General features: G+C 58.1%; 15 protein-coding genes. All 15 read right to left on the bottom strand.

All coding sequences use genetic code 11. The annotated features are described in order from the left end of the window. Nucleotides 1–17: 17 nt before the first annotated feature. The 15 genes from hisS to cysE all read right to left on the bottom strand — a co-directional run bounded on the left by hisS (nt 18) and on the right by cysE (nt 12,535). Nucleotides 18–1,307 (bottom strand): histidine--tRNA ligase, encoded by a 1,290-nt coding sequence (gene hisS / locus GBC55_RS13645; RefSeq protein ID WP_162438254.1) that lies wholly within the window; start codon nt 1,305–1,307, stop codon nt 18–20. A 51-nt stretch (nt 1,308–1,358) separates the two neighbouring features. After that, nucleotides 1,359–2,468, bottom strand: coding sequence for a flavodoxin-dependent (E)-4-hydroxy-3-methylbut-2-enyl-diphosphate synthase (gene ispG / locus GBC55_RS13640; protein ID WP_162438253.1), 1,110 nt, complete (start codon nt 2,466–2,468; stop codon nt 1,359–1,361). 3 nt (nt 2,469–2,471) lie between these two features. Continuing rightward, nucleotides 2,472–3,479, bottom strand: coding sequence for a RodZ family helix-turn-helix domain-containing protein (locus GBC55_RS13635; RefSeq protein WP_162438252.1), 1,008 nt, complete (start codon nt 3,477–3,479; stop codon nt 2,472–2,474). Further along, nucleotides 3,479–4,237, bottom strand: coding sequence for a type IV pilus biogenesis/stability protein PilW (gene pilW, locus GBC55_RS13630; RefSeq protein ID WP_162438251.1), 759 nt, complete (start codon nt 4,235–4,237; stop codon nt 3,479–3,481). Before pilW ends, GBC55_RS13635 begins: the two co-directional genes overlap by 1 nt. 16 nt (nt 4,238–4,253) lie before the next feature. After that, a complete protein-coding gene (gene rlmN, locus GBC55_RS13625; protein ID WP_162438250.1) occupies nt 4,254–5,396 on the bottom strand; it encodes a 23S rRNA (adenine(2503)-C(2))-methyltransferase RlmN in 1,143 nt (380 codons plus the stop codon). Between the two features lie 28 nt (nt 5,397–5,424). Next, complete coding sequence (gene ndk / locus GBC55_RS13620; RefSeq protein ID WP_007916882.1) at nt 5,425–5,850, bottom strand: nucleoside-diphosphate kinase; 426 nt, start codon at nt 5,848–5,850, stop codon at nt 5,425–5,427. 88 nt (nt 5,851–5,938) lie between these two features. Then, complete coding sequence (gene iscX, locus GBC55_RS13615; RefSeq protein WP_162438249.1) at nt 5,939–6,139, bottom strand: Fe-S cluster assembly protein IscX; 201 nt, start codon at nt 6,137–6,139, stop codon at nt 5,939–5,941. 14 nt (nt 6,140–6,153) lie between these two features. Then, nucleotides 6,154–6,495 (bottom strand): ISC system 2Fe-2S type ferredoxin, encoded by a 342-nt coding sequence (gene fdx, locus GBC55_RS13610; protein WP_010452763.1) that lies wholly within the window; start codon nt 6,493–6,495, stop codon nt 6,154–6,156. Next, a complete protein-coding gene (hscA, locus tag GBC55_RS13605; protein WP_162438248.1) occupies nt 6,495–8,360 on the bottom strand; it encodes a Fe-S protein assembly chaperone HscA in 1,866 nt (621 codons plus the stop codon). The genes fdx and hscA overlap by 1 nt, the downstream gene beginning before the upstream one ends. 51 nt (nt 8,361–8,411) lie before the next feature. After that, nucleotides 8,412–8,933 carry a co-chaperone HscB gene (gene hscB, locus GBC55_RS13600; protein WP_162438290.1) on the bottom strand — a complete coding sequence of 174 codons (522 nt, stop codon included), beginning with the start codon at nt 8,931–8,933 and terminating at the stop codon, nt 8,412–8,414. Nucleotides 8,934–8,941: 8 nt separating this feature from the next. Further along, nucleotides 8,942–9,265: an iron-sulfur cluster assembly protein IscA gene (iscA, locus tag GBC55_RS13595; protein WP_028620147.1), complete on the bottom strand. Its 324-nt coding sequence runs from the start codon at nt 9,263–9,265 to the stop codon at nt 8,942–8,944. Nucleotides 9,266–9,293: 28 nt separating this feature from the next. Next, nucleotides 9,294–9,680 (bottom strand): Fe-S cluster assembly scaffold IscU, encoded by a 387-nt coding sequence (gene iscU / locus GBC55_RS13590; protein WP_003443374.1) that lies wholly within the window; start codon nt 9,678–9,680, stop codon nt 9,294–9,296. 84 nt (nt 9,681–9,764) lie between these two features. Next, nucleotides 9,765–10,979, bottom strand: a complete 1,215-nt coding sequence (locus tag GBC55_RS13585; RefSeq protein ID WP_162438247.1) for an IscS subfamily cysteine desulfurase — start codon at nt 10,977–10,979, stop codon at nt 9,765–9,767. A gap of 50 nt (nt 10,980–11,029) precedes the next feature. After that, entirely contained in the window at nt 11,030–11,521 is a 492-nt protein-coding gene (gene iscR, locus GBC55_RS13580) for a Fe-S cluster assembly transcriptional regulator IscR (protein WP_007903581.1), read from the bottom strand. A gap of 237 nt (nt 11,522–11,758) precedes the next feature. Then, the gene (cysE, locus tag GBC55_RS13575; protein WP_162438246.1) at nt 11,759–12,535 is read right to left on the bottom strand and encodes a serine O-acetyltransferase; all 777 of its coding nucleotides are present in this window, start codon (nt 12,533–12,535) and stop codon (nt 11,759–11,761) included.

Genomic DNA, 12,535 nt, shown 5'->3' with positions numbered 1-12,535 from the left:
TCGGCTGTTTGACAGCTTCAACCCTGCACGATGCAGGTGGCCAGGTGTGCAGCAAGCGCATCCCAGGCAATGCTTTGTTGTTCGCCCTGGCCACGCAGGGGTTTGAAACCTACCACTTGCTGGGCCATTTCATCGTCACCGAGGATCAGCGCATACAATGCACCGCTCTTGTCGGCCTTCTTGAACTGGCTTTTGAAGCTGCCGGCGCCGGCATTTACTTGCAAGCGCAGGTTGGGTAATTGATCACGAACACGTTCACTCAAGGCCAACCCGGCAAGCTCGGCGGCTTCCCCGAAGGCACAGAGGTAAACGTCAACCTGGCGGGAGATCTCTTCCGGGATCTGTTCCAGGGTTTCCAGCAGCAACACCAGGCGCTCGATGCCCATGGCGAAACCGACACCCGGCGTTGGCTTGCCGCCCATCTGTTCCACCAGACCGTCGTAGCGACCACCGGCACAAACGGTGCCCTGAGCGCCCAACTTGTCGGTGACCCATTCGAAAACGGTCTTGCTGTAGTAATCCAGCCCGCGAACCAGCTTCGGATTGATGACATAAGGAATGCCGGCAGTGTCCAGGCGAGCCTTGAGGCCCTCGAAGTGCACGCGGGACTCTTCGTCCAGGTAATCGGCCATTTTCGGCGCGTCGACCAGAACCGCTTGTGTATCAGCGTTTTTGGTGTCCAGAACCCGCAGAGGGTTGGTTTTCAGGCGACGCTGGCTGTCTTCGTCCAGCTTGTCCAGACGAGCCGACAGGAACTCGACCAGGGCTTCGCGATAACGACCACGAGACTCGGCGGTGCCCAGGCTGTTGAGCTCAAGCTTGACCGCATCACGGATACCCAGCTCGCCCCACAGGCGCCAGGTCAGCACGATCAGTTCGGCATCGATGTCCGGACCATCCAGGTTGAAGACTTCGCAACCAATCTGGTGGAACTGACGATAACGGCCTTTCTGTGGACGTTCGTGGCGGAACATCGGACCGATGTACCAGAGTTTCTGCACCTGGCCACCACCGGTGATGCCGTGCTCGAGCACCGCACGCACGCAAGCCGCTGTGCCTTCAGGGCGCAGGGTCAGGGAGTCGCCATTGCGGTCGTCGAAGGTGTACATCTCTTTTTCGACGATGTCGGTCACTTCACCGATGGAGCGCTTGAACAGCTCGGTGAACTCGACGATCGGCATGCGGATCTGCTTGTAACCGTAGTTATCCAGCAGGCGCGAGACGGTGCCCTCGAAGTGACGCCACAGGGGAGTCTGCTCGGGCAGGATATCGTTCATGCCACGAATGGCTTGCAGAGACTTGCTCACTATAAATCCTTATTCGTTCGGCTCTTCAGCCGTTCGACTCTTAATTAGGGCTTAGCCGCGAGCGATTACAGCAGCGTCAGCTTCGACCTTCTCGGCCGCTTTCTGGCGGATCAAGCGTTCAAGCTCATCCACCAGATTGTCATTCGTCAGTTTCTGCGCCGGCTTGCCGTCGATGTAGATCAGGTTTGGCGTGCCGCCGGTCAAGCCGATATGGGCTTCCTTGGCTTCGCCCGGTCCGTTTACCACGCAACCGATCACTGCAACATCCAGCGGCACCAGCAGATCTTCGAGGCGCCCTTCCAGCTCGTTCATGGTTTTGACCACATCGAAGTTCTGCCGCGAGCAACTCGGGCAGGCGATGAAGTTGATGCCACGGGAACGCAGGTGCAAGGACTTGAGAATGTCGTAGCCGACCTTCACTTCCTCGACCGGGTCGGCCGCCAGCGAGATGCGGATAGTATCGCCAATCCCTTCGGCGAGCAGCATACCGAGGCCCACGGCGGATTTCACCGTGCCTGAACGCAAACCACCGGCTTCGGTGATGCCCAGGTGCAGTGGCTGGACGATTTCCTTGGCCAGCAAACGGTAGGCCGCGACGGCCATGAACACGTCGGAGGCTTTCACGCTGACCTTGAAGTCCTGGAAATTGAGGCGCTCAAGGTGCTCAACGTGACGCAAGGCGGATTCGACGAGTGCAGCGGGTGTCGGCTCGCCATATTTCTTTTGCAGGTCTTTTTCCAGGGAGCCGGCGTTCACGCCGATTCGAATCGGAATCCCGCGATCACGGGCGGCATCGACGACTGCGCGCACGCGGTCTTCGCGACCGATATTACCCGGGTTGATCCGCAGACAATCAACGCCCAGCTCGGCCACTCGCAATGCGATCTTGTAGTCGAAGTGGATGTCGGCAACCAGCGGAACCTTGACCAGTTTCTTGATCTTGCCGAAGGCTTCGGCAGCGTCCATATCCGGTACGGAAATCCGTACGATATCGACGCCAGCGGCTTCCAGGCGATTGATCTGGGCCACGGTGGCGGCCACGTCATTGGTATCGCTGTTGGTCATGCTCTGCACAGCGATAGGCGCATCGCCGCCAACAGGCACGTTACCGACCCAGATCTTGCGAGATTCGCGACGTTTGATTGGAGATTCGCCGTGCATGACTTATTGACCCAACTTCAGGCGAGCAGTCTCGCCACTGGTGAACGGAGCGACATCAACCACCTGCCCGTTGTAGCTGACCTGTGCGCCACGGGCAAAGCCCAGACGCACGGCAAAGGGTGGTTTGCCGGTAACGGAAACGTTTTCGCCTTTACGCTTGAGACCGCTTAACAGCACCTTGCCGGTGCCATCGGTCACTTGTGTCCAGCAGTCTGCAGTGAACTGCAACGAAACCTGGCCTTGACCGGCGGTCGGAGCCGATGCTGCCGGGGCAGGAACAGTCGACGCAACGGGCGCAGTCGCGACTGGAGCAGGCACAGCGGGAACGGCCGGGGCCGGGGTCGCTGGAGTGGCAGGCGTCGCAGGAACAGGCGCGGAATTTTGAGCAGGTGCCGTCGGTGTTGTCGCCGACGCAGCCACTTCAGGCTCAGCCGATGTACTGGTCTGCGGCAACGCCAAAGGGGCCCCGGCTTCGGTCTGATTTTCCACGATGGCCTGATCTTCAGGCTCATCCAGCGGATGAATCTGGGTAGTGCCGTCGGCGCCTTCGACTTCAACGTGCTCCGGGCTCAACGTGGTGAGGTCCTTGGCGCGCTGTGAAGTTTGATCCTGCCACCAGACAAAACCACCACCGATTACGGCAACCAGCAACAGCAGGCTGACAATTCGCAAGATAGTGTGAGAAACCCGAACCGGCTCTTCGATGCGTCCCAGGCTGTGGACATTACTGCCCTGGGAGTCGGTACCGGTGGATTGGTCGAACTGCTGAACGAGGACGGTTTGATCCATGCCCAGCAATTTGGCGTATGCACGGATGTAGCCGCGAGCGAACGTATGCCCAGGCAGCTTATCGAAAGCACCGGCTTCAAGATTGCTCAGGGAGCTGACGGTGAGGTTGAGCTTGAGGGCCACTTCGGCCAGCGACCAGCCTCTGCTTTCGCGGGCCTGGCGCAAAGTCTCACCGGGATTAACGCGATTCGCTGCTACAACTTCGGGATGCGCCGCTTTCATCATTGCTCCGACAGGTATTGCTGATATTCCGGCGTACCGGGATAGAGTCGTTTTAGTTGCAGGCCATAACTGGCAGCCTTGTCGCGATCTTCAAACACTTTTGCCAGCCGAACGCCGAGCAATAGACTACGTGCATTTTGTTCGGCGAGCAGGCTAAAACGGTCGTAGTAGTCACGCGAGGGCACATAATGCCTGTCTTCGAACGACAACTCAGCCATTTCCAGCAATGCGCGTGGCTGCTGACGATTCAATCTCAGGGCTTTTTCCAGTTGCTGCTGAGCCAGATCACGTTCACCCAGCTTCGAAGCGGTCATTCCCAGGTTTTCAAACACCCGTGAGCGTTCGGGATACAGGGTGTCGGCAGCGGCTTGTTCGAAACGTTCGTAAGCCTCTTTGTAGCGTTTCTCTTCGAAAAGAAAACTGCCGTAATTGTTCAGGATTCGAGCATCCTTGGGGCGGGAAGACAGCGCCTTGCGAAAGTGCTCGTCGGCCAACTCCGGCTCCATCTCGGCCTGGAACACCAGCCCCAGCGCCGCGTTGGCGTCAGGGTCCGAGCTGTCCAGGTCCAGCGCCTTCTTCAGCGGGACCTTGGCACGCTCGGTCATACCTTGCTGCAAGTACCCCAGACCCAGCTGCACGTAAGCAGCACGCGCTTCATCGCGGCCCTTGCTGGTCTTCATCGGATTGAAATCACCCGACAGGACACAACCAGCACACAGGCTGGCCAACAGCACAAGCAGCGCAAAGCGCAGGGACATAGAGATCCTCTCTTAATTATTTCGCGGCGTTTGTTGCGATATCGTTTTCGGCGCTCAACTCGCGCACGGCGATATAACGTTCGCTGCGTCGGGTGCGATCCAGCACCTGCCCTACCAATTGTCCACAGGCCGCGTCGATGTCTTCACCACGGGTGGTGCGTACAGTGACATTGAAGCCTGCATGATGAAGCTGATCCTGGAAACGGCGAATCGCATTGTTGCTCGGACGCTCGTAACCGGAATGCGGGAACGGGTTAAACGGAATCAGGTTGATCTTGCACGGGATGTTCTTGAGCAACTCGATCATCTCGACCGCATGCTCGACCTTGTCATTGATGTCCTTGAGCAAGGTGTACTCGATGGTCAGCACGCGCTTTTCGCCCAGGGACGACATGTAGCGCTGGCACGACTCGAGCAGCATCTTAAGCGGATACTTCTTGTTGATCGGCACCAATTGATTACGCAATGCGTCATTGGGTGCGTGCAGGGACAACGCCAGGGAGACGTCGATGTGCTTGGACAGCTCATCGATCATCGGCACCACGCCCGAAGTGGACAGGGTCACGCGGCGCTTGGAAATCCCGTAGCCAAGGTCATCCATCATCAGATGCATGGCGGCCACGACGTTGTCGAAGTTCAGCAGCGGCTCGCCCATGCCCATCATCACCACGTTGGTGATGGCACGGTCGGCGGTCGCCGGGATGCTGCCAAACGATTTATTGGCAATCCACACCTGCCCAATTACTTCGGCGGCGGTGAGGTTGCTGTTGAATCCTTGCTTGCCGGTGGAGCAGAAACTGCAATCCAGGGCACAGCCTGCCTGGGACGAAACGCACAGAGTGCCGCGTTTGCCCTGGGGAATGTAGACGGTCTCGACGCAGCTGCCGGACGCCACGCGCACCACCCACTTACGGGTGCCGTCGGTGGAAATGTCCTCGCTGACGACTTCGGGACCACGAACTTCGGCAATGACCTTGAGCTTGTCGCGCAGGGCCTTGCTGACGTTCGTCATGGCGTCGAAATCATCGACGCCAAGGTGGTGAATCCATTTCATTACCTGACCGGCACGGAAACGCTTCTCCCCGATTGAGTCGAAGAATTTTTCCATTTCCAGCTGAGTCAGACCCAGCAGGTTGGTTTTAACAGTCGATGTAGTCATGGATTCACCTTCACTCTTAAGCCAATGCTTAGCGAGTGGTTACTTCAGTAGCTGCGAAGAAGTACGAGATTTCGCGAGCAGCAGCGGCTTCGGAGTCCGAACCGTGTACAGCGTTGGCATCGATGGAGTCAGCGAAGTCAGCGCGGATGGTGCCGGCAGCAGCTTCTTTAGGGTTGGTAGCGCCCATCAGCTCACGGTTCAGAGCGATAGCGTTTTCGCCTTCCAGAACCTGAACGACAACCGGACCGGAGATCATGAAAGCAACCAGGTCGCCGAAGAAACCACGAGCGCTGTGCTCAGCGTAGAAGCCTTCAGCTTCTGCTTTGGACAGTTGCTTCAGTTTCGAAGCTACAACGCGCAGGCCAGCTTTTTCAAAACGAGTGGTGATCTCGCCGATAACGTTTTTTGCAACAGCGTCAGGCTTGATGATGGAGAAAGTACGTTGAACAGCCATGGTGTAACTCCAGAAACAGTAATTTGTGAAAAATTAAACCCGCGAATTATACGCGGGTTCTTTGGTATTGCCTAACCTGCAGCGTGGCTCAGTCGCGTTCTTCGATCCAGTTGGCCTGAATGGCCTCCAGGACCTTCTCGCCACAATGCTCAGGCTTGTCGTCGAATTCGGGCAATTCCATTACCCATTTCCGCAGATCGACGAAGTTGACCGACATTGGGTCAACATCAGGCTTGCTTTCAGCCAGCTGGATGGCGATTTCCAGCACATCAGTCCACTTGAGACTCATGACAATTCCTTGAATCAGTGCGGCGCTTCGGCAGCATGGTTGAGCGAGTATTTCGGAATTTCAACGGTCAGGTCTTCAGTCCCGACGATCGCCTGACAGCCTAGACGCGATTGCGCTTCCAGACCCCAGGCCCGATCAAGAAAATCTTCTTCCAGCTCGTCCGCTTCTTCCAGCGAGTCAAAGCCTTCACGAATGATGCAGTGACAAGTAGTGCAAGCGCAGACGCCGCCACAGGCGCTTTCCATCTCGATATGGTGTTCGTGGGCCAGCTCGAGAATGGAAGTCCCCGGCTCAGCCTCCACAACCATGCCATCCGGGCAAAACTTCTCGTGTGGCAGAAAAATGACCTGCGGCATCAGATATCCTCGATTTCATTCAGGTTGCGCCCCGACAGAGCGGCTTTCACCGTCAAATCCATACGGCGGGCAGCAAAAGCATCGGTCACTTGCGACAGACGCTTGGTCTGTTGCTCGATGGCATAACCATCAGACCCTTTCATCAATTCGGTCAGTTCCTGCATCTGCAACTCGATGACCATGCGCTCTTCGGCATCCAGCAGACGCTCTCCATCGACATCAAGCGCAGCCTGCACCGCTTCAATCAGGCGCTGGGCATCGACTTGCTGCTCACGCAGGACACGGGCGACCTTGTCGTCGTTGGCGTGCTGGAATGAATCCTTGAGCATCTTCGCGATTTCGCCATCAGTCAGGCCATAGGACGGCTTGACTTGGATGCTGGCTTCTACGCCCGAACCCAGCTCACGAGCGGAAACGCTGAGCAGACCGTCGGCATCGACCTGGAAGGTCACGCGAATCTTCGCCGCACCGGCCACCATCGCCGGAATACCGCGCAATTCGAAGCGTGCGAGGGAGCGGCAATCGCTGATCAGCTCGCGCTCGCCCTGCAATACGTGGATTGCCATGGCCGACTGGCCATCTTTGTACGTCGTGAAGTCCTGGGCGCGGGCGACGGGGATGGTGGTGTTCCGCGGAATCACCTTCTCCATCAGGCCACCCATGGTTTCCAGCCCCAAGGACAATGGAATCACATCAAGCAACAGCAGTTCGCCGCCATCGCGCTTGTTGCCCGCCAGCGTATCGGCCTGGATCGCGGCACCGATGGCCACCACTTGATCCGGATCGATTTCAGTCAGCGGCTCGCGACCAAAGGCTTCGGCCACCGCTTCGCGAACACGAGGAACGCGAGTCGATCCACCCACCATGACCACGGCGTGCACTTCTTCGAGCTCGACACCCGAATCACGTACCGCACGACGACAGGCTTTCAGGCTGCGGGCAACCATTGGCTCGATCAGCGCATTGAACGCCTCACGGGTCAGCTCGGCTTTCCACTCGCCGTAAGCGACTTCAACAGACGCCGCATTGGTCAGCGCTTCTTTTGCCGCACAGGCGGTTTGCAGCAGGTTGCGTTGCGCGCCCGGATCCAGATCGGCCGACAAACCGGCACTCTCGATGATCCAGCCAGCAATTGCGTGATCGAAGTCATCGCCACCGAGAGCACTGTCGCCACCCGTGGCCAGAACCTCAAACACGCCGCCTGTCAGGCGCAAAATCGAAATATCGAAGGTACCGCCGCCCAGGTCGTAAATCGCGACCAGGCCTTCAGCATGCTGATCCAGACCGTAAGCCACCGCAGCCGCCGTAGGCTCGTTGAGCAAGCGCAGCACGTTCAGACCGGCCAGTTTGGCCGCATCCTTGGTGGCTTGACGCTGGGCATCATCGAAATAGGCCGGAACAGTGATCACCGCGCCAACCAGCTCCCCACCCAACGCCTCTTCAGCGCGCTGACGCAGCACCTTGAGAATGTCGGCAGAGACCTCGACCGGGCTTTTCGGGCCCTGAATGGTGTCGATGAACGGCATGTGCGATTCGCCGCCGACAAAGCGGTACGGCAGTTGATCGCCCAGCTGCTTGACGTCGGACAGACCACGCCCCATCAGGCGCTTGACCGACAGCACAGTATTCAGGGGATCAGAGGCGGCAGCCAGCTTGGCTGACTCGCCGACCTCGATGCGATCGGCGTGGTAGCGCACGGCAGACGGCAGAATGACCTGCCCGTCAGCGTCAGCCAGAGGCTCGGAAAGACCACTGCGCAACGCAGCGACCAGCGAATTGGTAGTGCCCAAGTCGATCCCCACAGCCAGACGACGCTGGTGCGGTTGAGGACTTTGGCCGGGTTCGGCGATCTGCAGTAGGGCCATCGTTATCAGGACTTATCTGTATATCAGGCGTGCGACCGGAGCGGCACTGGGTTAATCGTCGAGGCGCTCTTCTAACTGGCGCACTTCGTAGGTGAGCTTGTCGAGGAACTGCATGCGCCGCATCAGGCGTTCGGCCTGCTCACGTTGCGCTGCATCATCCCAACAGGCTGCGAAGCTGTCGTTCAGCTCATCCTGGGCGGACTTCAGGCGACGCTTGAACACTGCAACACCTGCCACGTCGGCACTGTCTTGCAGGTCTTCGAGCTCTTCACGCAGCTCCATTTGCTGCAGAAGAAAATCCGGATCATGCACCGTGACCTCCAGCGGCAGCTCGCGACCACCCATGGCGAGCAGGTATCGCGCGCGCTTTGGGGGACTTTTGAGCGTCTGGTAGGCCTCGTTGAGGCTCGCGGATTGCTCTAGCGCCAGCCGCTGCTCGCGCTCGGAAGCGTCTGCGAAGCGGTCCGGATGAACGCCGCGCGCCAACTCTCGGTAGCGCGTAGCCAACTGCTCGAGATCCAGACGGAAACTCGGCTGCAGTTCAAATAAAGCGAAATGACAAGGAGTACCCACGAGCAGCCTCAGATGTTGAAGCTTTCGCCGCAGCCACATTCACCGCGTACGTTGGGATTGTTGAACTTGAAGCCTTCGTTCAACCCTTCCTTGACGAAATCGAGTTCGGTGCCGTCCAGGTAGGACAGGCTCTTAGGGTCGATGATCACTTTCTCGCCGTGACTTTCGAACACCTGATCCTCTGCAACCACCTCGTCGACAAACTCCAGCACGTAGGCAAGGCCGGAACAGCCCGTGGTGCGAACACCCAGACGAATCCCCTCACCTTTGCCGCGCCCGTCAAGGGAGCGTCGCACGTGCCGAGCAGCCGCTTCTGTCATGCTGATAGCCATCGTTGACTCCTTACTCGTCGCCCAATGCTTAGATCAAGCCTTTCTTCTGCTTGTAGTCGCGAACAGCCGCTTTGATAGCGTCTTCGGCGAGTACGGAGCAGTGAATTTTTACTGGCGGCAGGGCCAGTTCTTCAGCCAGCTGAGTGTTCTTGATGGTCTCTGCTTCATCCAGAGTCTTGCCTTTCATCCACTCGGTCGCCAGGGAGCTGGAAGCGATTGCCGAACCGCAGCCGTAGGTCTTGAACTTGGCGTCTTCGATGATGCCTTGCTCGTTGACCTTGATCTGCAGACGCATCACGTCACCGCATGCCGGTGCGCCGACCATGCCGGTGCCGACGTCTGGGTCTTCCGCGTCCATCTTGCCGACGTTGCGCGGGTTCTCGTAGTGGTCGATGACCTTTTCGCTGTAAGCCATGATTCTTAATCCTCACTCATCAGAGAGTCGCTCTTGAACCCTGCCATACAAAGATGCGCAGGGCTGGTTTGCGGCGACTTGAAATCAGTGTGCCGCCCACTCGATTTTCGAAATGTCGACACCGTCTTTGTACATGTCCCACAGCGGCGACAAAGTGCGCAGCTTGGTGACGGCCTCGCAGACTTTCTGCGCGGCGTAATCGATTTCTTCTTCGGTGGTGAAACGGCCGAAGGTGAAGCGAATCGAGCTGTGCGCCAGTTCGTCGTTGCGGCCCAGGGCGCGCAGTACGTACGAAGGCTCAAGGGAAGCCGAGGTGCAGGCCGAACCGGACGAAACCGCCAGATCCTTGAGCGCCATGATCAGCGACTCGCCTTCAACATAGTTGAAGCTCAGGTTCAGGTTGTGCGGTACGCGGGCGGTCATGCTGCCGTTGATGTACAGCTCTTCCAGGCCTTCGACCTGTTTGAAGAAGCGGTCACTCAGGGCCTTGATACGAATGTTTTCCGCAGCCATGTCTTCTTTGGCTACACGGAAGGCTTCACCCATGCCAACGATCTGGTGGGTCGCCAGCGTGCCGGAACGCATGCCGCGCTCATGACCGCCACCGTGCATGGTCGCTTCGATGCGAACACGCGGTTTGCGGCTCACGTACAGCGCGCCGATACCTTTAGGACCGTAGGTCTTGTGGGCAGAGAACGACATCATGTCGACTTTCAGCTTCGACAGGTCGATATCGACCTTGCCGGTGGACTGAGCAGCGTCGACGTGAAACAGGATGCCTTTCGAGCGAGTCAGCTCGCCGATAGCGGCGATGTCGTTGACGGTGCCGATTTCGTTGTTCACGTGCATGATCGAAACCAGGATGGTGTCGTCACGCAGGGCCGCTTCAACCATCTCAGGCGTCACCAGGCCATCATCGCGAGGCTCAATGTAGGTGACTTCGAAACCTTCACGCTCCAGTTGGCGCATGGTGTCGAGGACAGCCTTGTGCTCAATCTTGGTGGTGATCAGGTGCTTGCCTTTGGTGGCGTAGAAATGCGCCGCACCCTTGATTGCCAGGTTGTCGGATTCGGTGGCACCGGAGGTCCAGACGATTTCACGCGGATCAGCGTTGACCAGGTCAGCGACCTGACGACGAGCGTTTTCGACGGACTCTTCAGCTTTCCAGCCAAACACGTGGGAACGGGACGCCGGGTTACCGAAGTTTCCGTCGACCAGCAGGCATTCACTCATTTTTTGCGCAACACGCGGATCAACCGGGGTAGTTGCAGAGTAATCAAGGTAAATCGGCAATTTCATGGACTATCTCCTAAATCAGGCTGGCTGGCGTGCCGCTAGCTCTTTGGCTGTCATTCGACGGCGGACGCTTCAATCTTGTCCAGGCGTGGCGCCTTGCTGTTGCAACGGCGCTGGTCCTGACGCTGGGCTACTTCTTGTACCTCACGGCGAGTGACAAGATCAGCCAAGCTGATACCGCTCAGAAATTCGTGAATCTGCAAGCTCAGATCGCACCACAAGTGATGGGTCAGACAGGTGTCGCCTTGATGGCAATCACCCTGGCCCTGGCATTTGGTGGCATCGACCGATTCGTTTACCGCATCGATCACCTGGGCGACCTGGATGCCCTGCATGTCGCGGGACAGTTGGTAGCCGCCGCCCGGACCACGAACGCTGGAGACCAGATTGCTGCGACGCAACTTGGCGAAAAGCTGTTCAAGGTAGGACAGGGAGATGCCTTGGCGCTCGGAGATATCGGCCAGGGACACCGGCCCGTGCTGCGCGTGCAACGCCAGATCGAGCATGGCGGTCACGGCGTATCGGCCTTTTGTAGTCAGTCTCATGGACAATTACCACGGAGTTCGGAATGGGGCGAGTATGCAATTCCCGAGTATTTAAGTCAACTATAAGACCTAGTACTTTAGTCAGGATTACCCGCAAAAGAGCGCGCGCATCATAGCAAAGGCTGGCCTCTGACAGCCAGTAGTACCGAGTGATCGTTCATCGCGAGCAAGCCCGCTCCCACAAGGACGATGAGCATCCTGTGGGAGCGGGCTTGCCCGCGATGCGGCCGACTCGGTCTAGCCGGCCTGACTCTGATCCTTGTCCTTCACACACGCAAAGTCTTCTTCACGCAGCTCAGGCAGATCCTTGGCACAGTAATTACTGCCCAGATCCTTCAACGCCCCGCACATCCCTTCCAGGCGCCCATCTACTGCCTGCAGATGATCAAGCAGCTGATTGATGGCCCGCGCCACCGGGTCCGGCATGTCTTCGCCAACGCCATAGGCATCAAAACCGATCTTCTCGGCCATGGCCTTGCGCTTGGCATCCTGCTCTTCATCGGACTTGACGATGATCCGCCCCGGAATACCGACAACGGTCGCTCCAGCCGGCACAGCCTTGGTCACCACCGCGTTGGAGCCCACCTTGGCACCCGCACCCACAGTGAAAGGCCCGAGGACCTTGGCGCCTGCCCCGACAACCACACCATCTTCCAGTGTCGGGTGACGCTTGCCCTTGTTCCAGCTGGTGCCCCCCAGGGTTACGCCCTGATAAAGCGTGACATCGTTGCCGATCTCGGCCGTTTCACCGATGACAATGCCCATGCCATGGTCAATAAAGAAACGACGCCCGACCTTCGCCCCCGGATGGATCTCGATCCCGGTCAACCAGCGACCGAAGTTCGATACCAGGCGCGCCAACCACTTCCAGCCCATCCCCCACAGCGCCGATGACAGGCGGTGGATCCAGATGGCGTGCATGCCGGGATAGCAGGTCAGAACTTCAAATGCGTTACGCGCCGCCGGATCACGATGGAAAACACTCTGGATATCTTCACGCAAACGCTCGAACAT

Origin of the sequence: Pseudomonas sp. TNT3 (assembly GCF_010095445.2) — a bacterium.
Lineage (GTDB): Bacteria > Pseudomonadota > Gammaproteobacteria > Pseudomonadales > Pseudomonadaceae > Aquipseudomonas.
Note: the sequence above shows the minus strand (reverse complement) of the source record. Positions and strands in the feature narration are given on the sequence as shown.

Excerpts from the sequence above, each read along its gene's own strand:
- iscX (WP_162438249.1), bottom strand. The coding sequence starts at position 6,139 with ATGAGTCTCAAGTGGACTGATGTGCTGGAAATCGCCATCCAGCTGGCT.
- ndk (WP_007916882.1), bottom strand. The coding sequence starts at position 5,850 with ATGGCTGTTCAACGTACTTTCTCCATCATCAAGCCTGACGCTGTTGCA.
- ispG (WP_162438253.1), bottom strand. The coding sequence starts at position 2,468 with ATGCACGGCGAATCTCCAATCAAACGTCGCGAATCTCGCAAGATCTGG.
- iscR (WP_007903581.1), bottom strand. The coding sequence starts at position 11,521 with ATGAGACTGACTACAAAAGGCCGATACGCCGTGACCGCCATGCTCGAT.
- GBC55_RS13585 (WP_162438247.1), bottom strand. The coding sequence starts at position 10,979 with ATGAAATTGCCGATTTACCTTGATTACTCTGCAACTACCCCGGTTGAT.
- iscU (WP_003443374.1), bottom strand. The coding sequence starts at position 9,680 with ATGGCTTACAGCGAAAAGGTCATCGACCACTACGAGAACCCGCGCAAC.
- rlmN (WP_162438250.1), bottom strand. The coding sequence starts at position 5,396 with ATGACTACATCGACTGTTAAAACCAACCTGCTGGGTCTGACTCAGCTG.
- cysE (WP_162438246.1), bottom strand. The coding sequence starts at position 12,535 with ATGTTCGAGCGTTTGCGTGAAGATATCCAGAGTGTTTTCCATCGTGAT.
- pilW (WP_162438251.1), bottom strand. The coding sequence starts at position 4,237 with ATGTCCCTGCGCTTTGCGCTGCTTGTGCTGTTGGCCAGCCTGTGTGCT.
- GBC55_RS13635 (WP_162438252.1), bottom strand. The coding sequence starts at position 3,479 with ATGAAAGCGGCGCATCCCGAAGTTGTAGCAGCGAATCGCGTTAATCCC.
- fdx (WP_010452763.1), bottom strand. The coding sequence starts at position 6,495 with ATGCCGCAGGTCATTTTTCTGCCACACGAGAAGTTTTGCCCGGATGGC.
- iscA (WP_028620147.1), bottom strand. The coding sequence starts at position 9,265 with ATGGCTATCAGCATGACAGAAGCGGCTGCTCGGCACGTGCGACGCTCC.
- hscA (WP_162438248.1), bottom strand. The coding sequence starts at position 8,360 with ATGGCCCTACTGCAGATCGCCGAACCCGGCCAAAGTCCTCAACCGCAC.